The organism is Dactylosporangium sp. CA-233914 (assembly GCF_050942935.1).
Lineage (GTDB): Bacteria > Actinomycetota > Actinomycetes > Mycobacteriales > Micromonosporaceae > Dactylosporangium.
In genome coordinates, this window is record NZ_CP192030.1 from 11,214,067 (window position 1) to 11,237,611 (window position 23,545).

Genomic DNA, 23,545 nt, shown 5'->3' on the forward strand with positions numbered 1-23,545 from the left:
TTTAAGGATGAGTGAATGCGATACACCTCGATGGAGGTCCCGCACATACACCCCCGTCGACCCCTCGGCCAAAAGGGAGTAACACCATGATCGATATGCGTGGCCGCTGGCGGCCCGCGCTGGCCGTGCTCAGCGCCGCGGCCCTGCTGATGACCGGGTGCGCGAAGTCCGAGGACGACAACACCGGGTCCGGCTCGACAACGAACGCCTCCGCCGCCGCGCAGGCCACGAAGTCCGCCGACGCGGGCGGGGCCACCTGCACCCTGCAGCAGTTCGGCGGCACCAAGATCGACCTCAAGACCGCCCAGGTCGGCTTCTCGCAGTCGGAGAAGGAGGCCAACCCCTTCCGCATCGCCGAGACGCAGTCCATCAAGGACGAGGCGAAGAAGCTGGGCATCCCCGAGGCCAACCTCAAGACCACCAACGCCGACTCGAAGTTCGACAAGCAGATCACCGACGTGAGCACCCTGATCGACCAGGGCGTCCAATTGCTGGTCATCGCCCCGCTGAACTCGGACGGCTGGGACTCGGTGTTCGCCAAGGCCGCGGCGAAGAAGATCCCGATCATCACGATCGACCGCAAGATCAACGCCAAGAGCTGCACCAACTACCTGACCTTCATCGGCTCCGACTTCGCCGAGCAGGGCAAGCGGGCCGCCGACAAGATGGCCAAGGCGCTCAACAACACCGGCACGGTCGCCATCCTGCTGGGCGCACCCGGCAACAACGTGACCACGCTGCGCACCAGCGGCTTCAAGGACGAGATGGCCAAGGTCGCCCCCGGCATCAAGATCGTCTTCGAGCAGACCGGCAACTTCTCCCGCGAAGAAGGCCAGAAGACCGCCGAGCAGCTGCTGCAGGCCAACCCGAACGTCAACGGCATCTACGCCGAGAACGACGAGATGGCTCTCGGCGCCGTCACGGCCCTCAAGGGCGCGAGCAAGAAGGCCGGCGACGTCAAGATCGTGACGATCGACGGCACCAAGGGCGCGGTCCAGGGCATCGTGGACGGCTGGATCTACTCGGTCATCGAGTCCAACCCGCGCTTCGGCCCGCTCGCCTTCTCCACCGCCGAGAAGTTCTTCAACGGTGAGGCGATTCCGGAGAACATCATCATCTCCGACCGCGAGTACGACTCGACCAACGCGGCGTCGGACATCGGTCTGTCCTACTGAGCGGCCTCGAGGCCCCTGCCCGCGAAGGCCGCCGCGCCCTCGCGGACAGGGGCTCGACGCGCGGAAAGAGGCAACACATGTCCCAGCCCTTGCTCGAAGTCGCCGGGGTCGGCAAGCAGTTCCCGGGCGTGCGCGCGCTCGACGACGTCTCGTTCACACTGCGCGCGGGCGAGGTCCACGCCCTGGTCGGCGAGAACGGGGCCGGCAAGTCGACCCTGATCAAGGTCCTCACCGGCGTCTACCGCCCCGACGGCGGCGAGGTGCGTTACCAGGGCGAGCCGGTCAGCTTCGGCGGCCCGCTCGACGCCCAGGCGGCCGGCATCTCCACGATCTACCAGGAGGTCAACCTCGTCCCGCTCATGAGCGTCGCGCGCAACCTCTTCCTCGGCCGCGAGCCGCGCAACCGGCTCGGCCTCGTCGACGTCGCCCGGATGAACCGCGAGGCGGCCGGCCTCCTCGCCGGCTACGGCATCACCTCCGACGTGCGCCGCCCGCTGGGGCTGATGCCGCTGGGCGCCCAGCAGATGGTCGCCCTGGCCCGGGCCGTCATGGTCGAGGCCAAGGTCGTCGTGATGGACGAGCCGACCTCCTCGCTGGAGCCGCGCGAGGTGGAGACGCTCTTCGGCGTCATCCACCGGCTGCACGAGCGCGGGGTCGGCATCATCTACGTCAGTCACCGCCTCGACGAGCTGTACCGCATCTGCGACACCGTCACGATCCTGCGCGACGGCAAGCTCGTGCACGCCGGCAAGCTCGCCGGCCTCGAACGCGTCGAGCTCGTCTCGCACATGCTCGGCCGGCCCGTCTCCGCGGAGCGCTCCTTCACCAGCTTCGAGGGCGGGCACGACGCCGCCGCGGGCACCCCGGCGCTGCGGGCCACCGGCCTCAACAGCCGCCACCGGCTCACCGGGGTCAGCTTCGAGGTCCAGCCCGGCGAGGTGGTCGGCCTCGGCGGCCTGCTCGGCGCCGGACGCAGCGAGACCATCAAGGCGGTGGCCGGGGCGCTGCCGCTGGACTCCGGCACCGTCGAGGTCGGCGGGCGCGAGCTGCGCCGCCCGACGCCGGTCAGCGCGCTGCGGGCCGGCATCGCCGTGCAGCCCGAGGACCGCAAGGCCGAGGGCATCGCGCTGGGGCTGTCGGTGCGCGAGAACATCGCCCTGGCGGTACTGCCGCGGCTGGCCACCGCCGGCGTGGTCTCGGAGCGGCGCGTCGACGAGATCGTGGCGACGTTCATGACCCGGCTGCGGATCAAGGCCGCAAGCCCCCACCAGCGCGTCGGCGACCTCTCCGGCGGCAACCAGCAGAAGGTCCTGCTGGCCCGGCTGCTGGCGAGCGGGCCGAAGGTACTGCTGCTGGACGAGCCGACGCGGGGCATCGACGTCGGCGCGAAGGCCGAGGTCCAGGCGCTCATCGACGAGCTCGCCGCCGACGGCCTCGGGGTGGTGCTGGTGTCCTCGGACGCCGAGGAGCTCATCGAGGGCTCCGACCGGGTGGTGGTACTGCGTGATGGCGCCGTCGTGGGCATGCTGCGCGGCGACGAGGTGACGACGGAGCATTTGATGAACGTGATCGCGGTGGCCTCGTCATGACGGACACGACCGCTCCCCCCGCGGCCAGGGGGTTCGAACGCTCCCGCTGGCGGCAGCTGCTGCCGGCGTACGGCGTCTACGTGGCGCTGCTGGTCCTCGTGCTGTTCAACATCGTCTACACCGACAACTTCCTCGCGTGGTCGAACCTGCGCATCCAGCTCGTCCAGGTCACCCCGGTGGTGATCGTGGCGCTGGGCATGGCGCTGGTCATCGGCACCGAGGGCATCGACCTGTCGGTCGGGTCCGTGATGGCCCTCGGGGCCGCGATCATCCCGCTGTACCTCGGCTACGGCCCCGCCCCGGCGATCGTCCTCGCCCTCGTCGGGGGCCTGGCGATCGGCCTGATCAACGGCGGCCTGGTGGCCTTCGTCGGCCTCCAGCCGATCGTGGCGACCCTGGCCATGCTCGTCGCCGGGCGCGGCATCGCGCTCGTGCTCTCCAGCGGCCGCTACAAGGACATCCACGACAAGAACTTCATCGAGATCGGCACGGGGCAGTTCTGCTACGTGCCGTACACCGTCTGGATCGCCGCCGTCCTGGCCGTCGTCGTCGGCTTCGTGGTGCGCCGCACCGTCTTCGGCCGCCGCCTGCTGGCCATCGGCGACAACCGGCCGGCCGCGGTGCTCGCGGGCGTGCCGGTGCGGCGGGTGCTCGTCACGGTGTACGTCATCAGCGCGATGCTCGCCGCGGTGGCCGGCGTCATCCAGGTGGCCCGCATCGGCTCGGCCGACGCCTCCCGGATCGGCCTGCTCATCGAGCTCTCCGCGATCACCGCGGTGGTCGTCGGCGGCACCCCGCTGACCGGCGGCAAGGTGCGCGTGCTGGGCACCGTCGCCGGCGCCCTGCTCATGCAGCTGCTGACCGCGACGATGATCGCCAACAACCTGCGCGACTCGACCGCGCAGATGGTCCAGGCGGTCATCATCCTGGTCGCCGTCTACGCGGCCCGCGAACGGAGAGCCCGATGAACAACGCGGTCGTCATTCCCCCGGCGAAGGTGGAGAGGGCCGAGGCCGCGGCGGCGCGCACCGAGCGGATCGCCGAGCTCGTCCAGCGCCAGGGCGCCCTGGCGGTGCTCGCGCTGGTCGTCGTCGTCGGGGTCGTCTCGTTCGACACGTTCCGCACCTACGACAACGCCGGCACGGTGCTCATCTCCACCGCCCCGCCGGCGCTGATCGCGCTCGGCATGACGTTCGTCATCATCAGCGGCGGCATCGACCTGTCCGTCGGCTCGCTCTACGTGCTGGGCGGGGTGCTGGCGGCGTGGGCGTCGCAGTTCGGCACCTGGGCCGCCTTCGCGCTGCCGCTGGCCGTGTGCGGTGCGTTCGGCCTGGCCCAGGGTCTCATCATCGCCTACGCGCGGCTGGCGCCGTTCATCGTCACGCTCGCCGGGCTGCTCGGGGCGCGGGGCCTGATGCTGGCGCTGTCCAGCGAGGGCGCCGACACCTACCTGGTCAAGACCGACTCGTTCAAGCACTTCGGCACGGGCGAGCTGGCCGGGATCGGCTACCCGGTCTACCTCGTCGTGGCGCTCTTCGCGGCCGGGATGCTGCTGCTGTACCGCACGCGCTTCGGCCAGTCCGTCTACGCGGTCGGCGGCAGCCAGGACGCCGCCCGCCTGATGGGCGTGCGAGTCCGCGGCACCCAGATCCGGGTGTACGTCCTGTCCGGCCTCCTGGCGGGCCTCGCCGGGGCGATCAACGCCGCCCGGCTCGGCTCCGGCGTCACGGTCCTGGGCACGGGCATGGAGCTGGACGCGATCGCCGCGGTCGTCATCGGTGGCACGCTGCTGACCGGCGGGGCCGGCACGCTCGGCGGCACGATCGCCGGCGTGCTGCTACTACAGGTGATCCAGAACCTCATCAACCAGATCGGCACGGTCACCTCGGCCTGGCAGACGGTCATCAGCGGGGCGTTCATCGCGCTGGTCGTGGTGGCCCAGACCTACCTGGCCCGGCTGCGCCGGGTCGCGTCCGGATAGGCCGGGCCGAACCGCTGGGGGGGGCGTCGCCGGCCGGATCGGCGGCGCCCTCCAGCGTTCTGCAACTTGCAATTGCTGACCCTGCGATGCCAGGCGCACACGGTGTGCGACCTCGCTTCCGGCCGCGCTTACACGATGGGTGCCGTCCGCAAGCGTTGGGAGGTACGCGTGAGCGTTCCCGGATACCGCGACACGCCGGGGCCCGAATGGGATTCGCACACCCCGGTGGATCCCGCCGAGGCGGAGGAGTTCCTCGCCCTGTTCCACCACGAGCAGCCGGCCGGCGACGGCCGCGAGCGCATCGCCCGCGTGCGCGCCGAGATCGCCGAGACCGGCACGTACGTGCAGACGTACGACGAGCTGGTCTTCGGCGCCCGCGTCGCCTGGCGCAACGCGAGCCGCTGCATCGGCCGGCTGTACTGGCGCAGCCTGGTCGTGCGCGACCTGCGCAAGGTCACCGAGCCCGGCGAGGTCGCCGAGGAGTTGGTGCGCCACCTGCGCACGGCCGGCCAGCGCGAGCGCCGCGTGATCCGCCCGGTCATCTCGATCTTCGCGCCGCACACGCCCGGCCGCCCGGCCACCCGGCTGTGGAACGACCAGCTCGTGCGCTACGCCGGGCACCGGGCCGCCGACGGCACCGTCGTGGGGGATCCGCAGTACGTCCAGTTCACCGAGACGCTGCAGCAGTACGGCTGGTCAGGTAAGCCCGACAACCCCTTCGACGTGCTGCCGCTGGCGATCGAGGCCCCCGGCGGCTCCGTGACCCTGCACGAGCTGCCGGAGGACGCGGTGTGGGAGGTGCCGATCGAGCACCCGCAGCTGCGCTGGTTCGCCGAGCTGGGCCTGCGCTGGCACGCCGTCCCGGCGATCTCGAACATGCGCCTGAGCATCGGCGGCGTCGACTATCCGCTGGCGCCGTTCAACGGCTGGTACCTGGGCACCGAGATCGGCGCCCGCAACCTGGCCGATCCCGGCCGGTACAACCTGCTCCCCCTCGTCGCGGCGCGCATGGGCCTGGACACCAGCACCGAGCGCTCCCTGTGGAAGGACCGGGCCCTGGTCGAGCTCAACCACGCGGTCCTGCACTCCTTCGACCGGGCGGGCGCGCGCATCAGCGACCACCACACCGAGTCGGAGCGGTTCCTGGCCCACATCGCCGGCGAGGAGCGCTCGGGCCGCCGCGTCCCCGCCGACTGGTCCTGGATCGTGCCCCCGATGAGCCCCGCGACCACCGGTGTCTTCCACCGCTACTACCACGAGGCCGACCAGCGCCCCGGCTTCTACCTGGACCCGGACGCGCGCGAGCTCGGGCGGCGGGGCCGCTCCCCGATCACCCCGGCGGGCCGCTGCCCCGTGGCGCACGCGGTGCCCCGGCCGCGCCCCGCTCCGGCCCCGACCGTACGCCCGGCCACCCCGATCGCCCCTCCGGCACAGGTCCCCGCCCAGCGGCCGGGCTGGCTCGGCCGCCTGCTACGCCGGTAGTGTGGCGGGGCGGTCACGCTCCGGCGCGGGATTTGTCCGAAAATTTGGGCGGCCGGGTAGGGTGCAGACAGCGGAACGGCACGCCAGCCCGCGATCTTCTTCTTCTCTTCTGTGTCAGGCTGCTGAGCGCAGGACCTCGGCCAGGGCATCCACGGCGACGTCGATCTCCTCCGCGGTGACGACCAGCGGCGGGGCCAGGCGCAGGGTCGAGCCGTGGGTATCCTTGGCCAGCACGCCGCGGGCCATGAGGCGCACGCTCGCCTCGCGGCCGGTCATCAGGGCCGGGTCGATGTCGATGCCGGCCCACAGGCCCCGGCCGCGGACCGCGGTCAGGCCCTGGCCGACCAGGCCGGCCAGGCGCTCGTGCAGGCGGGCGCCGACCTCGCGGGCGCGGGCCTGCGGCTCGCCGGTCTCCAGCAGGCCGATGACCGCGCGGGCCACGGCGCAGGCCAGCGGGTTGCCGCCGAAGGTGGAGCCGTGCTCGCCGGGGCGCAGGACGCCGAGGATCTCGCGGTTCGCCGCGACCGCGGAGACGGGGACGATGCCGCCGCCGAGGGCCTTGCCCAGGACGTACATGTCGGGGACGACCTGCTCGTCGTCGCAGGCGAAGGTGGCGCCGGTGCGGCCGAGGCCGGACTGGATCTCGTCGGCGACGAAGAGCACGCCGCGCTCGGTGCACAGGCGGCGCACGCCCGGCAGGTAGCCGCGCGGCGGGACCAGCACGCCGGCCTCGCCCTGGATCGGCTCCAGCAGCACCGCGACCGTGGTGTCGTCGATCGCGGCGGCCAGGGCGTCGAGGTCGCCGTAGGGCACGACGACGAAGCCGGGGGTGTAGGGGCCGTAGTCGGCGCGCGCCTCGGGGTCGGTGGAGAAGCTCACGATGGTCGTGGTGCGGCCGTGGAAGTTGCCGTCCGCGACGATGATCGTGGCGCGGCCGTCGGGGACGCCCTTGACCTTGTAGCCCCACTTGCGGGACACCTTGATCGCGGTCTCCACCGCCTCGGCGCCGCTGTTCATCGGCAGGACCAGGTCCTTGCCGGCGAGGCGGGCCAGCTCGCGGCAGAACGGGCCGAACTGGTCGTGCAGGAACGCGCGGCTGGTCAGCGTGACCCGGTCGAGCTGCTCGTGGGCGGCGGCGATCAGGGCGGGGTGGCGGTGGCCGAAGTTCAGCGCCGAGTATCCGGCCAGGCAGTCGAGGTATCGCCGGCCGTCGACGTCGGTGACCCAGGCACCCTCCGCCTCGGCGATGACGACCGGCAGCGGGTGGTAGTTGTGCGCGGTGTACTGCTCGGCCTCCTGCACCGCGGGGGCGGTGAGATTCGCAACCGACGTCATGCCCGGACCTCCAGCGTGCAGCATTTCGGGCCGCCACCGGCCTTGTGCAGTTCTGACACGTCGACCGGCACCGGCTGGAACCCCTTCGACGCTAGCGCCCCGGCCAGGCGGGTGGCGGCGGAGGGCAGGACGACCCGGTGGCCGTCGCTGACCGCGTTGAGGCCCAGCACGGCGGCGTCCTCGGCGGTGGCGACGACCGCGTCCGGGTAGAGCCGGCGCAGGACGGCCTGGCTGCCGGCGGAGAAGGCGCCCGGGTAGTACGCGATGTTGTCCCGCGACAGCACCGTGAGCGCGGTGTCGAGGTGGTAGTAGCGCGGGTCGACCAGCTGCAGCGTGAGCACCGGGCGGCCGAAGAGCTCCTGGGCCTCGGCGTGCGCGGCGTGCTCGGTGCGCAGGCCGGTGCCGGCCAGCAGCCAGTCGCCGGCCAGCAGCAGGTCACCCTCGCCCTCGTTGACGTTCTTGGCCGCGTGGACCTCGAAACCGTTGCGGGCGAACCACTCCAGGTAGGCCGGGCCCTCGTCGGCGCGCTCGGGGTGGCGGAACTGCGCGCCGTAGACCCGGCCGTCCACGACCGTCGCGCCGTTGGCGGCGAAGACCATGTCGGGCAGGCCGGGGATCGGCTCGATGAGCTCGACGGTGTGCCCCAGCGACCGGTACAGCTCGTAGAGCGTCGTCCACTGCGCCACGGCCCGCGCGGTGTCGACCGGCGCGGTCGGGTCCATCCACGGATTGATCGCGTAGTCCACCGCGAAGTACGTCGGGCGGCACATCAGGTAACGGTGGCTCATGGTCACAACCTACGGCCACCCAACGCGGCGAACCATTGCGATCCGGTGCTTCTTGATGCATCTTCCTTGTTCAGTACTGCCAAATGCCGGCGATTCGTTGCGTCTACCTGAGCTCTCGCCAGTTGCCGGGCTGGGCGAGCAGCCCCGAGACGCAGTTCATCGCGCTGTCCTCGTCGGCGAACTCGTAGCGCCGGCTGCGCCCGTCCGCGCCGCCCTCGCGGGACTCGACCCACCAGATGCCGGCGTCCTCGAAGAGGAACACGTCGCGGCGGGCCAGCCGCCCCCAGGTGCCGTTCCACCAGTGCTTTCTGCGCTCCATGGTGGATCATTCGAACACATGTACCAACTTCAGGGAAGGCCGGCCCGCCCCATATCGACGAGCATCCGGCGGCGCGACCGATTAGCGGATGCCCGCCATGGGTACGCCTGCTGCATGCCGGCGGATCTCCTCGACCTCCTCGTCGCCGAGCACCGCCGGCTGGAGTCGCTCTTCGCCGACGTCGAGACCGCGCCCTCCCCCGAGCGCCGCCGCGCCGCCCTGGCCGCGGCCGCCGCCGCGCTGTCGCGCCACGCGGCGGCCGAGGCGCGGCTGCTGCACCCGGCGCTGCGCGAGCACCTGCCGGCCGGGCCGGAGATCGCCGCGTACGAGGAGGCCGAGCACGCCTCGTTCGTGCCGCTGACCGCCGAGCGCTTCGACGCGGTCCGGGCGCACATGCAGCAGGAGGAGACCGAGCTGTTCCCCCGCCTGGCCCAGGCGTGCCCGGCCGCGCTGCTGCACCGCCTGGGCGACCTGCTGCGATCGGCGCGTGTGACGCAATGACCGGGCGGGTAAGCCCTCAGACATGGCCGTTTCCGAGGACAGGCAGCCGCTGATTGCCACACTCAAGAAGGCCGCGTTCCATCTCAAGGAGGCGGGCATCCCGTTCTGTCTGGCGGGGAGCTTCGCGGTGTACGCCCGCGGCGGCGAGTCCGTCGACCACGACATCGACTTCCTCATCAAGGCGGAGGACGCCGATCGGGTGCTCACCGCGCTGTGCGAGATCGGCTTCCGCGGCGAGGTGCCGCCCGAGGGCTGGCTGGTCAAGGTGTGGGACGCCACGGACCACGGCGACCTGCTCATCGACCTCATCTTCTGCCCGGTGCAGCGGCCCGTGACGGACGCGACCCTGCGCGACACCGACATCATCGCGGTCAACGCCTGCCACATGCCCGTCCTCTCGGCGACCGAGCTGATGATCCACAAGGTGCTCACGTGGTCGGCGCACTACTGCGACTTCGCACGCGGCCTGCCGGTGGCGCGCTCGCTGCGCGAGCAGATCGACTGGCCGCGGGTGTACCGGGAAACGGCCCACTCGCCGTACGCCCATGCTTTCCTGTTCTTGATCGACCGGCTCGGCGTGATGTCGCTGGCCGAGGCCAGCGCACTGGCGGCGGCGGTGTAGGGGGACGACACGATGGCCATTGACCAGTACGTCGAGGGCGAGCTGCAGCACCTGCTCGCCGAGGACGAACGCATCACGGAGCAGGGGATCCGTTTCGTGCGTACCGAATCCGGGATCGCGCTCGTCGGCGAGGTGGAGTGCACCGAACGGCGCGACCTGATCTGCCGGGTGGTCGCCGAGGCGTTCCCGGACCTGCCCGTGCAGTGCAACATCGGGCTGACCCGGGTCCACGAGCCGGAAGAGGTGGAGGAGCTGTGACGGCGACCGGCGATGGCTTCGTCCGTGTGGCCGCGGTCGGCGACGTGCATCTCGACGCCGACGTCGTCGGCCGCTACCGCCCGGCGCTGGAGCACCTCGGCGGCAAGGCCGACCTGCTCCTGCTCGCCGGCGACCTGACCCGCCACGGCACCGCCGAGGAGGCGCGCTGCGTGGCCCGCGAGTTCGGCGGCCTGCCGGTGCCGGTCGTGGCGATCCTGGGCAACCACGACTACCACTCCGACGAGCCGGAGGCGGTCGCCTCAGCACTGCGCGACGCCGGCCTGACCGTCCTGGAGTGCTCCGGCACCGTCCTGTCCTGCTCCGGCATCCGCGTCGGCGTCGCGGGCACGAAGGGCTTCGGTGGCGGCTTCGCCGGCGCCTGCGCGAGCGAGTTCGGCGAGCCGGAGATGAAGGCCTTCACCAGCCACGGCCGCGAGCTGGCGGACCGCTTCGGCGCGTCGCTGGCCGGGCTGGACTGCGACGTGCGGATCGCGCTGACGCACTACTCGCCGGTGCCGGAGACCCTGCTCGGCGAGCCGCTGGAGATCTATCCGTTTCTCGGCTCGTACCGCCTGGGCCAGGCGATCGACGCCGCGCCGGGCGTGGGCCTGGCCCTGCACGGGCACGCGCACGCGGGGTCGGAGCGCGGGATGACACCGGGCGGCGTGCCGGTCCGCAACGTGGCGCACCCGGTGATCAAGCAGGCCTACAACGTGTACCAGCTGTCGGTCGCCCCGCTGCTCGCGCCGGCCTGACCCACCGCCGCGCGCGTCGATACTCGCGCATGCGAAATGCCGGATGTCATCGGGGTTCGGCCAGCTCGCCGCGCAGGAAAGCCAGCGCGTGGGCCAGCAGCCGGCTCACGTGCATCTGGGAGATGCCCAGTTGCCGCGCGATCTGGACCTGGGTCAGATTGCCGAAGAAGCGCATGGCGATGATGTGCTGCTCGCGGGCCGGCAGGCGGGCGATCAGCGGCCGCAGCGCCTGGCGGTCGTCGACCTCCTCCAGCGCCCGGTCCGCGCCGCCGAGCAGGTCGGCGATCTCGGCGCCGGCCTCGGGACCGCCGGCGGGGGCGTTGATGGACAGGACGCGGTACGCGTGCCCGGATTCGAGCCCCTCGATGACCTCCTCCTCGGTGACGCCGAGGCGGGCGGCCAGGTCGGCGACGGTCGGGGACCGGCCGAGCTCCTGGGCCAGGCCGGCGGAGATCCGGCCGAGCTCCAGGCGGAGCTCCTGCAGCCTGCGGGGCACGCGTACGTCCCAGCCCTTGTCGCGGAAGTGGCGCTTGATCTCGCCGACGATCATCGGGATGGCGTAGCTGGTGAAGGCGGCGCCGCGGGACGGGTCGAAGCCGTCGACGGACTTGATGAGGCCGACGCCGGCGACCTGGTTGAGGTCGTCGAGGGGCTCGCCGCGGTTGCGGAAGCGCCGGGCGAGGTACTCGGCGAGCGGGAGGTACAGCTCGATCAGCCGCGCCCGGACGCGGGGGCGGTCGGGGCTGTCGGCGGGGAGGTCGGCCAGGAGCGTGAGCAGCGCCTGGGCGGCGGCCTCGGCCTCCGTGCCGGGAGTGCGGGCGGTGCGCGGCGTGCGCACCGAATGGGCGGTGACAGTCATGAGGGGTTCCCCCTGCCTTACCGGCCCGGGATCCGCCGCGCGCGAGGGCACCAGGGGCGGTCCGGGCGGAGAGGAAGCCAGTCCGTGGGCGTCGGCGGCTACGCCGACCAGCCTTGACGATCCGCCGAGGCCATCCGGGTGGTGGTGACATCCCGGAATCGGTCACACCAACGTACCCCGATGCGTACACGCCCAGCAAGGCGCGCAACACCGACCGTGTTCAGGAAACCTCGGAGAGTGCCTCGTCGTCCTCGTCCTCGGACGTGGCGGCGGCGCCGGTGACGGTGCGGTACACGCGCTCGAGCTCGGTGGCGGTGCGCTCCCAGGTGTACCGCGAACGAACCCGGTCGATGGCGGCGCTGGCGAAGCTCATCCGGCGCACCTCGTCGCCGAGCAGGGCCCGCAGCGCCCCGGCGAGCGCCTTGACGTCACGGGGCGGGACGAGCACGCCGGTGACGTTGTCGATGACGCTCTCGCCGATGCCGCCGACCTCGTAGGCGACCACGGGCACGCCGCAGGCCATCGCCTCCAGCGGGGTGAGGCCGAACGGCTCGTACCAGGGGGCGCAGGCCAGGACGTCGGCGGAGCGGTACCAGCCGGCGAGCTCCTCCTGGGTGACGGCGCCGATGATGCGGACGCGGTCGGCGACGCCGACCTTGTCGGCGAGCTGCAGCAGGCGGCGGGCCTCGGGATCGCGGTCGAGGTCGCGGGGCGGGCGGGCCGGATCGGGGCCGCCGACGACGACAAGCTCGGCGCCGGGAACGCGGCGCAGGGACTCGACCAGGTCTCCGAAGCCCTTGCGCTCCACGAGCGGGCCGACGCTGAGGATGCGGCGCAGGCCCGGGCGGCGGTGGTCGGCGGCGGGGCCCGACGGCGTGAACGTTTCAGTGTCGACGCCGGACGGGACGATCACCGTACCGGCGCGGCGGACCCCCATCCGGCCCAGCTCCGTGACCTCGTCCTCGCTCTGGGCGACGACCCGGTCGGCGAGCGAGCCCAGCGTGCGCTCCAGGCCGGCGCGGGGACCCGGGCCACCGTTGCGGTCGACGGGCAGGTGACGGCGCTCGGCGGCGGCAAGGCCGTGGTAGGTGACGACGACCGGGCGGCGCACGTCAGCGGTGGCGGTGAGCGCGGCGAGGCCGGAGAGCCAGTAGTGGGCATGGACGACATCCGGGCCCGTGTCGGCGCCGCCCCAGCGGGCGGCGAGCGCGCGGCCGAAGTCGCCCATCAGCGGCAGCTGGTCGTCGGGGGGCAGCGGCGCGTCGGGGCCGGCGGCGATGTGCTCGACGGTGACGTTCGGCGCGTACTCAACCTGGTCGCCGGGCTTCGGATCCTCGCGGCGCACGTACACGCGCACCTCGTGCCCCAGCCGCCCCAGTGCCCGTGCGAGGGCCGCCACGTGCGTGTGCCGGCCTCCGGCGCCGGGGCGGCCCAGCGCGAGCGGGCTCGCCTGGGCGGCGACCAGGGCGATCCTCAAGACACCGACCTCCACCGAACCCGACTGTGCTTGACTGCCACCGCCCCTACCCGGGCCGGATGGTGGTAAACATCAACGGGCGAGCCGGTGGGCAGCCCGTGCAGTACGCAGAGGGATACGGAGAGAAAAGGGAGAGGCATGGCCGAGAGTGCCCCCGCGGACGGCGGCAGCGCCGAGCCGGCCGAGGCGCTGGCCGCGCTGGTGGCGAAGCTGCGCGCCGAGCTGACCGGGGTGCGCACCGCCATGCGGAACCGCGCCGTGATCGAGCAGGCCAAGGGCGTGCTCGTGCAGCGGCTCGGGATCACCCCGGACCAGGGCTTCGACCAGCTCGTGCGGCTCTCGCAGCGCACGAACATCAAGCTCATCGAGGTGGCCGCGGCGATCGTCGGCACCACCTCGCCCGACCCGAACGCGCCCGATGTGGTGAATCTCATCGACGACGAGCTGCGCCAGCACGTGGCGCTCAGCCGGGCCGGGGCGAAGAAGCCGGATGTCGTACCGCTGGGAGCTCGCAAACGCGCCGGCCGTACACCCGAAGTGGAGGCCCTGCAGTCCCAGCACCAGCTGCTGAGCGCCCGGATCGCGGCCGCCCGCGGCTACGACGAGATCTGCGACGTGCTCGGCACCGCCCCGACGGCGTGGCCGGCGCCCACCTCGGTGCTGCTGACCCTGCTCGACCCGGACGGCGCCCAGCGCGGCGTCGGCACGTTCGGGGTGCCGGGCGAGGTGCGCAGCCGCTGGTCGCGCATCCCCCCGGACCCGGGCCTGCCGCTGGTCGTCGCGGCCGAGGAGGCCGAGACCCTGTGGCTGGCCGGCGACGAGCAGACCCGCCGGCGCTTCCCGGTGCTGGGGCAGCCGCCGTTCGGCGGGGACACGCTGCTGGCCTCGCCGCTGATCTGCGGCGAACGGGTGGTCGGCGGGATCCTGCTGACCTGGGCCGAGGGGCTGCCGGACTCCGAGGAGCTGCGGCGATACGTCGCGGCCCTGCTCGAACCCGTCGCGCGCCAGGTCGACGCGCTCATCCGCGACGAGATCGCCAGCGCCTGGTTCCACGTCGCCGGCGAGGAGAGCGGGCCGGCGGCCCCGGCCCAGGTGTGGCTGCCGACCGTCGTGGACGCCCTGCAGGACCCGGGGGCGCTGCTCTCACCGGTGCACGAGGACGGGCAGCTGGTCGACTTTCGCGTGGAGTACGCCAACGGTCTGGCGCGGCAGATCTTCTCCGGGGCCCGGGTGGACCCCGACGAGGCGACGCTGCTGGCCGCGTATCCGGCGCTGGGCAGCTCGACGCTGCTGCCGGAGTTCGCCCGGGTGCTGCAGGACGGCCGGCCCCGCCGCCTGGAGGGGCTGCGCGCCGACCCGCGCACGGACGGTGTTCCGGGCCCGCAGACGCTGTCGGTGCACGCCGTGCGCCTCTGGGACCGCGTGTTCGCGGTGTGGCGGGTCGCCACCGAGGCCGACCTGCTCTACGACCAGCTCCTGCAGGCGGAGCGCATCGCCGGGATCGGCTCGTTCTTCTGGGACCTGCGCGACCCGGAGCCGCGCTGCTCCCCCGAGCTCGTGGCGCTGTTCCACCGCGGCCAGGGCGGGCGGGAGACGGCCCGGGACGCGGGCCGGATCCCGGTCGAGGAGCTCAGCGCGAGCGTCCACCCCGACGACCTGCTGGCCGTGCAGGACGCGGTCCGGCGCACGATCGTCGAGGGCCGGCAGCTGCTGGCCGAGGTGCGCGGAGCCGGCCGGGTCAACGGCCGCCGCCTGCGCCTGACCGCCGAGGCGCTGCACGACGAGACCGGCAACGTCACCGCCGTGCGCGGCACGGTGCAGGACGTCACCGAGGAGCGCGCGATCGAGGCCCGCCTGCGCCGCGCCGAGGAGGCCCTGGCCGCCCAGCGCCACCGCCTGGCCGACGAGCGCCGCGCCGCCGAGACCCTGCAGAAAACCCTGCTACCGACCGGCCCGGAGCTCGGCCACCTGGACGGCGTCGAGATCCGCGGCCGGTGCCGCTCCCCCGAACGCGTCGGCACGGTCGACGGCGATTGGTACGACGCCACTTCGGTCGCCGGCCGCGGCACGGTCCTGGTCCTCGGCGACGTCGACGACCACGGCCTGTCCTCGATGACGACGGCGGCGCGCCTGCGATACGCCGTGCGGGCCCACGCGAGCCTGGACCTGGCCCCCGGCGACATCCTGACCGCGGTCAACGGCATGCTGTGCGCGATGGAGGTGGAGCACACGGCGTGCCTGATCGTCGCGCGGTACTCCCCCGAGACCCGCGAGCTGCGCTGGGCCGCCGCGGGCCAGGTGGCCCCGATCCGCTACGACGCCGAGGGCGCCGGCACCGTCCTGTCCGGCCCGCTGGGGCTGCCCCTGGGCGAGGTCGACCAGATACGCTACACGGACACGGCCGTGACCCTCTCCCCCGGCGACCGCGTGCTGTTCTGCACCGGCGGCAACGCGACCACGGGCCGTTCCCGCGCGGACCGCCGCCGCGGCGGCGGCCTGGAGCTGCTCCGCCGAGCCGGCGAGACGGTGGACCTGACAAACTTCGACACGCTGCTGAACCACGTGCTGACGGTCCTCAACGTCCCCGAGGACGAGGACGTGTGCGCGATACTGGCCCACACACCGTGATGTGAGGATTACGGTGTGCATTCTGAACGGTTTCAATTTCAGCGGGCATGCTAGGGTTTTGTTGGAAGAGCGGAGCGCAACCCCGGTCGACCGTGTTGCACCTCCTCGCCGCCCAGGCGTGTGCTTGCCTTCTTGCCTTCTCGCCTCCTACAGCGACCGCGAGTCCCAGTCCCACGGCAGCGCGAGCCCGTCGAAGCGCCCCAGGGCGTCCCGATGCCGCGCGGCGATCACGATCCGATCGGGTCCGAGGTGCCCGAGCAGGTCGTCGTCGCCGTAATATCGTGTGGCGGGGTCCGGCCACTGCCACAGCCCGTCGTCGAGCTCGCGCAGCCGCACCTTGACCGCCCGCAGCGCCCCGGCCCCGGGCTGCATGAGCACGAGCCCGTGCACCGGCGCGTAGGTCGCCTCGTAGACTGCGGCGTAGACGAGAAACCGGGACAGGCCGAGCCCGGTGCGCCGCTCGTCGCTCTCGATGACCTCGGGATCGGCCACGCCGTCGCGGAAGGCATCGGCGTCGTAGGAGTACCAGTCGTCGGCCCCCTGCCAGAACCGCGCCCCGCCCGGCGGCAGCATGACATGATCGCGGCTCAGCGGGAACGTGTACCGCGCGGCCAGTCGATGCCACTCGAGCAACGCCCCCGGGACACCCACGCCCTCGCCCTCGCCCTCGCCCTGGACGGCGACGGCCGGCGGGCGGTCGGGTGGGCCGTACCAGCGGTAGACGAACCGGCCCAGGCTGTCCGGCGCGACGACGTCCAACTCGTACACGGCCACCATGATGCCTTCCGGTGCCGCGACGACGAGCGCCTCGGCCGCCGACCCGCCGCCCCGCCCGCTCACCCCGGACGGGCGCGGGCCGGCGGCTCGGGGCGAGGGCGTTGTCGGCGCCGCTCGCGCAGTGCCGCAGCACGGTTCCGCGGCGGCTGCGGCCCGTTCGAGTTGTTGCACATTCGCCGCCAAACCCTGGACGTTGACCATTACGAATATCGATGGAAACGCGTATTGTGCGGCCATGTCGGATGAGTCCGGCTCGGGACGCGGGGGCGGTTTGGATGCGTCAGCCGACAGCGAGCGCGGTGCGGGAGTGGTGCCGATGGGGCCGGCGGTGGGAATCGCGGCGGGCGTGGGTCGGAGCCGGCGGGCGGCGCAGGTGTGGACGCGGCGGGCGCGCTGGGGAGGGCGCAGGCTTCGGCACGGTGAGCCCGGGCGCAGGCTCCGACACGGTAAGCACGGGCTTCGGTGCTTCGGGTGGTGAGGGTGCGGGATCCGGGGGTGGTGAGGGTGCGGGATTCGGCGGGTGTCGACGAGCGAGGAGTGCAGGTCGTCGAGGCGGTCGTTGTCGAGGATCGCGCGGCGTTCGAGGAGGAGTAGGCCAGGCGACGGGGGGTCACCACCGTGGCGGACCTCGGGGCGCTGCTGGTGTTGTGGCGAGGGTCCCCAGGGTAGCCGGTATCAGCGGCGCCTCAGGACGGCCCGGTCCTCGGCGGGGGCCCGACCGCCGGGGACCGGGTCTTGGCCGTCGGCGCGCTGGTCACCTGCCTGCCTCCGGTGCTGCGGTGCGCATCGGGGCGGCTGGCGGCGGGGCCGCTCGAATCGCTTGACGGGGTGGTGACTCCTCCGCCCCGTACGAGGCGGCTTCACTGGACGCTCAGGCGTCCAGAAGGGCCAGCCCGGCCCCGAGTACGTTCGTTGCGCCGACCACATCGGCGTGCCCGGCATAACCGCAGGCGACGCAGACGAAGTCGGCTTGAGTGACACGGTTCTCCTTCGCGCAGTGCCCGCAGTCGGGGCAGGTGCGGGAAGTGTTGGCGGGGTTCACCGCAACGACGACACGGCCGGCGCTTTCAGCCTTACTCGCGAGCACGTTGAGGAACACCCCCCAACCCGCGTCGAGGATGCTCCGGTTCAGGCCCGACTTCTGGGCCACGTTCGCGCCCGGCACCTCGACGGTGCCGGACGCGGAGCGGGTCATGTTCGCGATCCGCAGATCTTCGTGCGCGATGATGTCGTAGTGGCGGACCAGCCACAAGGCGGCCTTGTGAGCGTGGTCGAGACGCCGACGGCGCACTCGCGCGTGATGGGCGGCGACCCGCTCGCGGGCCTTCCGGCGTCGGTTCGAACCCCGCTTCTTGCGGGCGAGGTCGCGCTGTGCGGCGGCGAGCCGTTCGGCGTTGCGGCGGCCGTGACGCGGGTTGCTGATCTGCGCGCCGTCGGACGTGGTCAGGAACGACGCGATGCCCATGTCGATGCCGACAGCGCTGCCGGTCTCCGCAAGCACGAGTTCGGGCACGTCGCCGCAGGACAGCACCACATACCAGCGGCGTCCCTCCCGCTTGACCGAGATCGTTTTGACGGTGCCCTCGACCGTGCGGTGCGCGTGGACCCGGACATGTCCGACGCCTTGCAGATAGACCCGGGTGAGGTCGTCGGGGGTGGAGTCCCAGCGGCAGCCGTCACGATCCTTCGGCCACTCGACGGTGTCGAACCAGCCGATGCCCTTGAAGCGCGGATAACCCGGCGCCCGACCTGCTTTGACTCGCCGGAAGAACGCAGCGAACGCTGTCTCGAGACGCCGCAGGGTGGCCTGCTGGGACGAGAACGACCAACGTCCTTGGTCTGGATCGTAGCGGCGAATGTCTTTGAGCTGAACAGACTGGTCGCCGTAGCGGATCGAGACACCCGCCCGCCGGTACGCGTCCCGGCGCTCCTGCAGCGCGGCGTTATAGAGCTGACGGTGGTCCTCAACGCACGCGGTGAGTGCATCGACCTGCTTGCTGGTCGGGCGCAGGAGGAATTTGTACGCGCGCCTCACCGGCCACGCTCCTTGCGCCACGGCCGCTCGTATTGGGTGTCGATGTACTGCCGCACCGTCGCGGCGGACACCGCACCGACGGTCGCGGCGAAGTACGACCGGGACCACAGGGTCGGCAGCCGGGACTTCAACGCTGCGAACTCGGTGCGCAGTACCCGTGACGTGTACCCCTTGAGCTGGTTCGCGACGTGGGCGGGCGAGTCCACCGGATGCGCTTTGACGAACAGGTGCACGCGGTCGGGCAACACCTCCAGGGCTAAGACTTGCCAGTCGTGCTCAGCGCACTTGGCCCTGATCAGTTCGTCGCAACGGGCCGCGATCACGCCGGTCAGCACTGGACGGCGGTACTTCGGGCACCACACGACGTGGTATCCGAGGTCATATGCCGCCCCGGCGGAAACCTGCACTTCACGAGCCACACGGCGAGTATGCATGAGGACCGCATCTAACTGTCGCGGGTGGTTGACGGCGACACGTTCGTGTCGCCTGCTCCTGCCCCGCTACGCGGGAAATCCAATCCACCCGTCGCCTGAAGGCGACGGTCCCCTTGGAGGTAGCTGATGGAGGCGGCGCCGCTGCTGCTCGTCGGAGAGGCCGGTCCGCGGACCGGTGGTCAGGCTCCGCGGAGCACCCCGGCCAAGTGTGCGTGGACCGCGCGGGCGGCGGCCTGGGCGGCGCGGATCGCGGCGAGGTCCGCGGGATCGTGCGGGAAGAACGTGAGGCGGCCGTCGTCGCGCAACAGCACCGGCACCTCGATCCGCTCCAGGATCGCCGCGAGGGTTCGCTGCGCGTCCGATGCGACACGGCCGGCCCGACAGGCAGCTGAGGCCGGGAGGCTCCAGAGATCATCGACTGTCATGAACCGACGATAAGCACCCCCACCCCCGTACAACAGCAAGATTTTCTTCCTGTGGATAACTCGTCGATGTCGATGCGCCCGTCAAGCGCGCAAACCGGACCGTTGAGCCGATCGCGGGCCCCTCACCAGCCCGTATATTGGCTGCGTGGATGCGCGAGGGTACCGGCTCGGGGTCGACTTCGGTACCTCGAACACCGTGGCGATGCTGGCCTGGCCGGACGGGCATGTCCGGCCGCTGCTGTTCGACGGGTCGCCCACGCTGCCGTCCGCGGTCCACGCGGACGCGGCGCAGGGGCTGCTGACCGGGCGCGACGCCATGCACGCGGCGCGGATCAGCCCGGAGCAATACGAGCCCAATCCCAAGCGGCGCATCGACGAGCCCGCCGTCCTGCTCGGCGACCACGAGATCGCCACCGTCGACCTCATCGCCGCCGTCCTGGCCCGCGTGGCCGGCGAGGCGCGCCGCGTCTGCGGCGGCGTGCTCGGCCCCACCACCATCACCTGCCCGCCGCCTGGGCCCAGACCCGCCGGGGCGTGCTGCACGCCGCCGCGGAGCGGGCCGGGCTCGGGGGCGTCACGCTCGTACCGGAGCCGGTGGCTGCCGCCAACGTCTTCCTCACCCTCGGCGGGCCCGACGCGCCGCAGGCCCGCCCCGGCTCCGTCTTCGTCGTGTACGACCTGGGCGCGGGCACCTTCGACGCCTCGGTCGTCCGCCACGGCGGCGGGGCCTTCGAGGTCCTCTCCGCCGAGGGGTTGAGCACGTCCGGCGGGCTGGACATCGACGCGGCGATCGTCGGCTACCTCGGTGCGGTCCACGGCGGCCAGAACCCGCAGGCCTGGCAGCGCCTGACCCATCCTGGCACCAGCGCGGAGCGCCGCTCGCACCGGCTGCTCTGGGACGACGTGCGCTCGGCCAAGGAGATGCTCTCCCGCACCTCCTCGACGATGATCCACATCCCGGCCCTCGAGTCGGACGTGCCCCTCGGGCGCGACCAGTTCGAGCAGCTCGCCCGGCCGATCCTCACCGCCACCGTCACCGCCACCCGGGCCGCCATCGCCTCCGCCGGGCTGGGCGTGGGCGACGTCCAGGGCGTGTTCCTCGTCGGTGGCGGGAGCCGGATTCCGCTGGTCGCCACGCTGCTGCACCAGGCGATCGGCAAGGCGCCGACCGTCGTCGAGCAGCCCGAACTGGTCGTGGCGCAGGGCGCGGTGGGCGGGTCGACGCAGTTCACCGCGGTCGCGCCGGCACCGGTCACCCCGCCGCCGGCCGCGGGGGTGGCCCGGGCCGCCGTTTCCGTACCACCCGCTCCGCCGGCGCCGCCCGTTTCCGTACCGCCCGCGCCCTCGGCACCGCCCGTTTCCGCGCCGCCCGGCGCCACGACGTACGGGCCGGTTTCGGGCCCGCCCGGCATGCCGATGTCCGGGGTACCGGTGAGCGGCGGATCGATGCCGTCCTCACCGGTCTCCCCCGGGTTCACGGCGGCCCCGGTGAGCGGCGGATCGATGCCCTCGACGCCGGTCTCCCCCGGGTTCGCGGCGGGTCCGGGGCGGGGTTACCCGATGTCGCCGGCGCCAGCGTATCCCCAGCCGCAGCCGGCCGGCGGGAAGCCGCGGCGGACGGGCCTGCTGGTCGGCGCCTTCGTGGCGGTGCTGCTGGTGCTCGGCGGCGGCGTGTACGGCGTCACCCAGCTCATGAAGGACAGCAGCTCCGGGAACAACAGCGGGTCGGGCCAGGGCGAGTCGCCGGTCGCCGCTGCCGTCGACCGCGCAGACGTGGACTGGACGACCACGGCCAAGGACTACGAGGGGCGGGCCGGGCTCACGATCTCGTACCAGTGCCCGACCTCCGACATCATCGGCACGGTGTGGGGCTCCAGCCCGTACACGACCGACTCCTCGGTCTGCACCGCCGCGGTCCACGACGGCCGGATCTCGCTGGAGGACGGCGGCCGGGTGGTCATCAAGATCGTTCAGGGCCAGGACTCGTACGAGGGCACGCTCCAGCACGGCATCAACACGACCTCGTACGGCGCGTACGACTGGGCCTTCCAGATCATCAGCTGAAACGCCGCGGTGCCGGTCCGGCACCGCGGCGTCGCGCAGGGCCGGGTTACGCCTTGCGGCGGTAGGCGCGGACCGCGAGCGGCGCGAAGACCGCCAGGATCGCCACCGACCAGATCAGCGTCTTGAGCACCGGCTCGCCCACCGGGCCCTGGCCGACCATCAGCCCGCGGGCCGCCTGCATCGCGTCGGCGACCGGGTTGATCTTCACCCACGCCTGCAGCCAGCCCGGCAGGGTGTCGGTCGGCACGAGCACGTTGGTGCCGAAGGTGAGCGGGAACATGATCACGAAGCCGAGGCCCTGCACCGCGCCGGGCTCGCGCACGATCATGCCCAGCAGGACGAACATCCAGCTGAAGCAGAACGCCAGGAACATGACCAGCAGGCAGGCGGCGAGAACCTCGCCGAACGAGGTCGTGGTGCGGAAGCCGAGCAGCGCGCCGAAGCCGAGCATCACCGCGATCGACACGACGAAGCGGATCATGTCGCCCAGCACGCCGCCGATGAGCGGCGCCGAACGGCCGATCGGCAGGCTGCGGAAGCGGTCGAAGACGCCGGTCTTGATGTCGGTGTTGAGGCTCACACCCGTCGGCGCCGAGGCGAAGAGCACGTTCTGCACCATGAGCGCCGGCAGCAGGAATTCCATGTACGCGTGGCGGTCGCCGGCGACGGCACCGCCCAGGAGGTACACGAAAATCACGATGAAGATGATCGGCTGCAGCGTGACGTCCAGCAGCTGCTCCGGCGTGCGCATCGTCTTGATCAGGCTGCGGCGGGCCATCACCAGGCTGTGCCGGACCAGGCCGAAGGGCCGGCCCGGGACGGCCGCGACGACCGGCGTGCCGTCGGCCGAGTGCTCGCGTGCGGTCGTGGTCGTGGTACTCATGCGGCCACCTCCTGCTCCTGGCGCTCGCGGGTCAGCGTGAAGAACACCTCGTCGAGGCTGGGCAGGTGCAGCGAGAGCTCGATCACGCCGATGCCCGCCTCGTCCAGCCGCCGTACGACGGCCGTCATGGCGCTGTCGTCCTTGACCGGCACCGAGACCACGCCGCGGCCGTGCGACTCCGGCTCGTTGCCCGACACCGTCGCAAGGATCGTCGAGACGGTGTCCAGGTGCGCCGGGTCGGCCGGCCGGACGCTGATGGTCTGGCCGCCGACGATGTGCTTGAGCTGCGCCGGCGTGCCGTGCGCGATGACCTTGCCGTGGTTGATCACGGAGATCTCGTCAGCGAGGGCGTCGGCCTCCTCGAGGTACTGCGTCGTCAGCAGCACCGTCGTGCCCTCCCGCACCTGCGCGCGGACCATGTTCCACACGTCCTCGCGCTTGGCCGGGTCCAGGCCGGTCGTCGGCTCGTCGAGGTAGACGATCGCCGGCCGCCCGACCAGGCTCGCGGCCAGGTCGAGCCGGCGGCGCATGCCGCCCGAGTACGTCTTGGCCGGCCGGTTCGCGGCCTCGCTGAGGTCGAACTCGGCGAGCAGCTGTGCGGCCCGCGCCTTGGCCTCCTTGGCCCGCAGGTCCAGCAGCTGCCCGATCATGACCAGGTTCTCCGTGCCGGTCAGGTCCTCGTCGACGGACGCGAACTGGCCGGTCAGCCCGCTGATGCGGCGCACCTGGGCCGGCTGGCGCACGACGTCGTAGCCGCCGACCACCGCCCGGCCCTCGTCGGGGCGCAGCAGCGTGGCCAGGATGCGTACCGCGGTCGTCTTCCCGGCGCCGTTGGGCCCGAGGACGCCCAGCACCGTCCCCGGCTCGGCGGCCAGGTCCACCCCGGCCAGCGCGGTGGTCTTGCCGAAACGCTTGACCAGGCCGGTTGCCTGGAAAGCGAAGCTCATGGCGTGTTCCCCCTGTGGAAGTCTTTCTCAACGCATGCAGCCTGCACCCCGGCGCTGTCAAACCGCGCACATCGGGCTGTCATCTGCTGACAGGCTCGTAGTATCCCGCAGTTCCCGCATGCTGGACGCGGGTTGACGATGTCGATCGGGCATCGGCAACATCGGTTGTATGGCGCTGCTGACCCGTCGACTGGTCGTCGACCTCGCTCGG

The 23,545-nt window shown here is 72.1% G+C and carries 22 protein-coding genes; 11 read left to right on the top strand and 11 right to left on the bottom strand.

The features are described 5' to 3' along the window. Nucleotides 1–86 precede the first annotated feature (86 nt). The 5 genes from ACQPY0_RS49870 to ACQPY0_RS49890 all read left to right on the top strand — a co-directional run bounded on the left by ACQPY0_RS49870 (nt 87) and on the right by ACQPY0_RS49890 (nt 6,227). Nucleotides 87–1,175 carry an ABC transporter substrate-binding protein gene (locus tag ACQPY0_RS49870; RefSeq protein WP_432977890.1) on the top strand — a complete coding sequence of 363 codons (1,089 nt, stop codon included), beginning with the start codon at nt 87–89 and terminating at the stop codon, nt 1,173–1,175. A gap of 77 nt (nt 1,176–1,252) precedes the next feature. Next, nucleotides 1,253–2,764, top strand: coding sequence for a sugar ABC transporter ATP-binding protein (locus tag ACQPY0_RS49875; RefSeq protein ID WP_432977893.1), 1,512 nt, complete (start codon nt 1,253–1,255; stop codon nt 2,762–2,764). Next, nucleotides 2,761–3,732: an ABC transporter permease gene (locus tag ACQPY0_RS49880; RefSeq protein ID WP_432977896.1), complete on the top strand. Its 972-nt coding sequence runs from the start codon at nt 2,761–2,763 to the stop codon at nt 3,730–3,732. The genes ACQPY0_RS49875 and ACQPY0_RS49880 overlap by 4 nt, the downstream gene beginning before the upstream one ends. Continuing rightward, nucleotides 3,729–4,745, top strand: coding sequence for an ABC transporter permease (locus ACQPY0_RS49885; RefSeq protein WP_432977899.1), 1,017 nt, complete (start codon nt 3,729–3,731; stop codon nt 4,743–4,745). Before ACQPY0_RS49880 ends, ACQPY0_RS49885 begins: the two co-directional genes overlap by 4 nt. 168 nt (nt 4,746–4,913) lie before the next feature. Further along, nucleotides 4,914–6,227, top strand: coding sequence for a nitric oxide synthase oxygenase (locus ACQPY0_RS49890; RefSeq protein ID WP_432977902.1), 1,314 nt, complete (start codon nt 4,914–4,916; stop codon nt 6,225–6,227). Between the two features lie 114 nt (nt 6,228–6,341). Here the strand turns inward: ACQPY0_RS49890 and rocD are convergent, their stop codons facing one another. The 3 genes from rocD to ACQPY0_RS49905 form a co-directional block, all read right to left on the bottom strand. Further along, nucleotides 6,342–7,562 (bottom strand): ornithine--oxo-acid transaminase, encoded by a 1,221-nt coding sequence (gene rocD / locus ACQPY0_RS49895; protein ID WP_432977905.1) that lies wholly within the window; start codon nt 7,560–7,562, stop codon nt 6,342–6,344. After that, complete coding sequence (gene ddaH, locus ACQPY0_RS49900; RefSeq protein WP_432977908.1) at nt 7,559–8,350, bottom strand: dimethylargininase; 792 nt, start codon at nt 8,348–8,350, stop codon at nt 7,559–7,561. Before ddaH ends, rocD begins: the two co-directional genes overlap by 4 nt. A gap of 103 nt (nt 8,351–8,453) precedes the next feature. Next, nucleotides 8,454–8,669 carry a hypothetical protein gene (locus ACQPY0_RS49905; RefSeq protein WP_432977911.1) on the bottom strand — a complete coding sequence of 72 codons (216 nt, stop codon included), beginning with the start codon at nt 8,667–8,669 and terminating at the stop codon, nt 8,454–8,456. Nucleotides 8,670–8,783: 114 nt separating this feature from the next. Here ACQPY0_RS49905 and ACQPY0_RS49910 point away from each other — a divergent pair, with 114 nt between their 5' ends. The 4 genes from ACQPY0_RS49910 to ACQPY0_RS49925 are packed head-to-tail and all read left to right on the top strand — an operon-like array spanning nt 8,784 to nt 10,805. Further along, the gene (locus ACQPY0_RS49910; protein ID WP_432977914.1) at nt 8,784–9,170 is read left to right on the top strand and encodes a hemerythrin domain-containing protein; all 387 of its coding nucleotides are present in this window, start codon (nt 8,784–8,786) and stop codon (nt 9,168–9,170) included. 22 nt (nt 9,171–9,192) lie between these two features. Further along, the gene (locus ACQPY0_RS49915; protein ID WP_432977917.1) at nt 9,193–9,792 is read left to right on the top strand and encodes a nucleotidyltransferase family protein; all 600 of its coding nucleotides are present in this window, start codon (nt 9,193–9,195) and stop codon (nt 9,790–9,792) included. A 12-nt stretch (nt 9,793–9,804) separates the two neighbouring features. Next, nucleotides 9,805–10,050: a hypothetical protein gene (locus ACQPY0_RS49920; RefSeq protein ID WP_432977920.1), complete on the top strand. Its 246-nt coding sequence runs from the start codon at nt 9,805–9,807 to the stop codon at nt 10,048–10,050. Then, nucleotides 10,047–10,805, top strand: coding sequence for a metallophosphoesterase family protein (locus ACQPY0_RS49925; RefSeq protein ID WP_432977923.1), 759 nt, complete (start codon nt 10,047–10,049; stop codon nt 10,803–10,805). Before ACQPY0_RS49920 ends, ACQPY0_RS49925 begins: the two co-directional genes overlap by 4 nt. A gap of 46 nt (nt 10,806–10,851) precedes the next feature. On the opposite strand, the gene ACQPY0_RS49930 is transcribed toward ACQPY0_RS49925, so the two are convergent. Both ACQPY0_RS49930 and ACQPY0_RS49935 read right to left on the bottom strand, forming a co-directional pair. Beyond that, complete coding sequence (locus ACQPY0_RS49930) at nt 10,852–11,664, bottom strand: RNA polymerase sigma factor SigF (RefSeq protein ID WP_432977926.1); 813 nt, start codon at nt 11,662–11,664, stop codon at nt 10,852–10,854. Between the two features lie 220 nt (nt 11,665–11,884). After that, on the bottom strand, nt 11,885–13,141 hold the full coding sequence (locus tag ACQPY0_RS49935; protein ID WP_432995732.1) for a glycosyltransferase: 1,257 nt from the start codon (nt 13,139–13,141) through the stop codon (nt 11,885–11,887). A gap of 138 nt (nt 13,142–13,279) precedes the next feature. Between ACQPY0_RS49935 and ACQPY0_RS49940 the strand changes: the two genes are divergently transcribed. Next, entirely contained in the window at nt 13,280–15,769 is a 2,490-nt protein-coding gene (locus ACQPY0_RS49940; protein WP_432977929.1) for a SpoIIE family protein phosphatase, read from the top strand. A gap of 147 nt (nt 15,770–15,916) precedes the next feature. Here the strand turns inward: ACQPY0_RS49940 and ACQPY0_RS49945 are convergent, their stop codons facing one another. The 4 genes from ACQPY0_RS49945 to ACQPY0_RS49960 all read right to left on the bottom strand — a co-directional run bounded on the left by ACQPY0_RS49945 (nt 15,917) and on the right by ACQPY0_RS49960 (nt 19,440). Then, nucleotides 15,917–16,609 carry a hypothetical protein gene (locus tag ACQPY0_RS49945; RefSeq protein ID WP_432977932.1) on the bottom strand — a complete coding sequence of 231 codons (693 nt, stop codon included), beginning with the start codon at nt 16,607–16,609 and terminating at the stop codon, nt 15,917–15,919. Between the two features lie 808 nt (nt 16,610–17,417). After that, nucleotides 17,418–18,581 (bottom strand): RNA-guided endonuclease InsQ/TnpB family protein, encoded by a 1,164-nt coding sequence (locus ACQPY0_RS49950; RefSeq protein WP_432977935.1) that lies wholly within the window; start codon nt 18,579–18,581, stop codon nt 17,418–17,420. Further along, nucleotides 18,578–19,000 carry an IS200/IS605 family transposase gene (tnpA, locus tag ACQPY0_RS49955; RefSeq protein WP_432977938.1) on the bottom strand — a complete coding sequence of 141 codons (423 nt, stop codon included), beginning with the start codon at nt 18,998–19,000 and terminating at the stop codon, nt 18,578–18,580. The genes ACQPY0_RS49950 and tnpA overlap by 4 nt, the downstream gene beginning before the upstream one ends. 194 nt (nt 19,001–19,194) lie before the next feature. Further along, complete coding sequence (locus ACQPY0_RS49960; RefSeq protein WP_432977941.1) at nt 19,195–19,440, bottom strand: hypothetical protein; 246 nt, start codon at nt 19,438–19,440, stop codon at nt 19,195–19,197. A 534-nt stretch (nt 19,441–19,974) separates the two neighbouring features. Between ACQPY0_RS49960 and ACQPY0_RS49965 the strand changes: the two genes are divergently transcribed. Beyond that, entirely contained in the window at nt 19,975–21,504 is a 1,530-nt protein-coding gene (locus tag ACQPY0_RS49965; protein WP_432977944.1) for an Hsp70 family protein, read from the top strand. A 46-nt stretch (nt 21,505–21,550) separates the two neighbouring features. Here the strand turns inward: ACQPY0_RS49965 and ACQPY0_RS49970 are convergent, their stop codons facing one another. Together ACQPY0_RS49970 and ACQPY0_RS49975 are read right to left on the bottom strand one after the other, a co-directional pair. Beyond that, entirely contained in the window at nt 21,551–22,387 is an 837-nt protein-coding gene (locus ACQPY0_RS49970; RefSeq protein ID WP_432977947.1) for an ABC transporter permease, read from the bottom strand. Then, nucleotides 22,384–23,334: an ATP-binding cassette domain-containing protein gene (locus ACQPY0_RS49975; RefSeq protein ID WP_432977950.1), complete on the bottom strand. Its 951-nt coding sequence runs from the start codon at nt 23,332–23,334 to the stop codon at nt 22,384–22,386. The genes ACQPY0_RS49970 and ACQPY0_RS49975 overlap by 4 nt, the downstream gene beginning before the upstream one ends. Nucleotides 23,335–23,545: the final 211 nt, after the last annotated feature.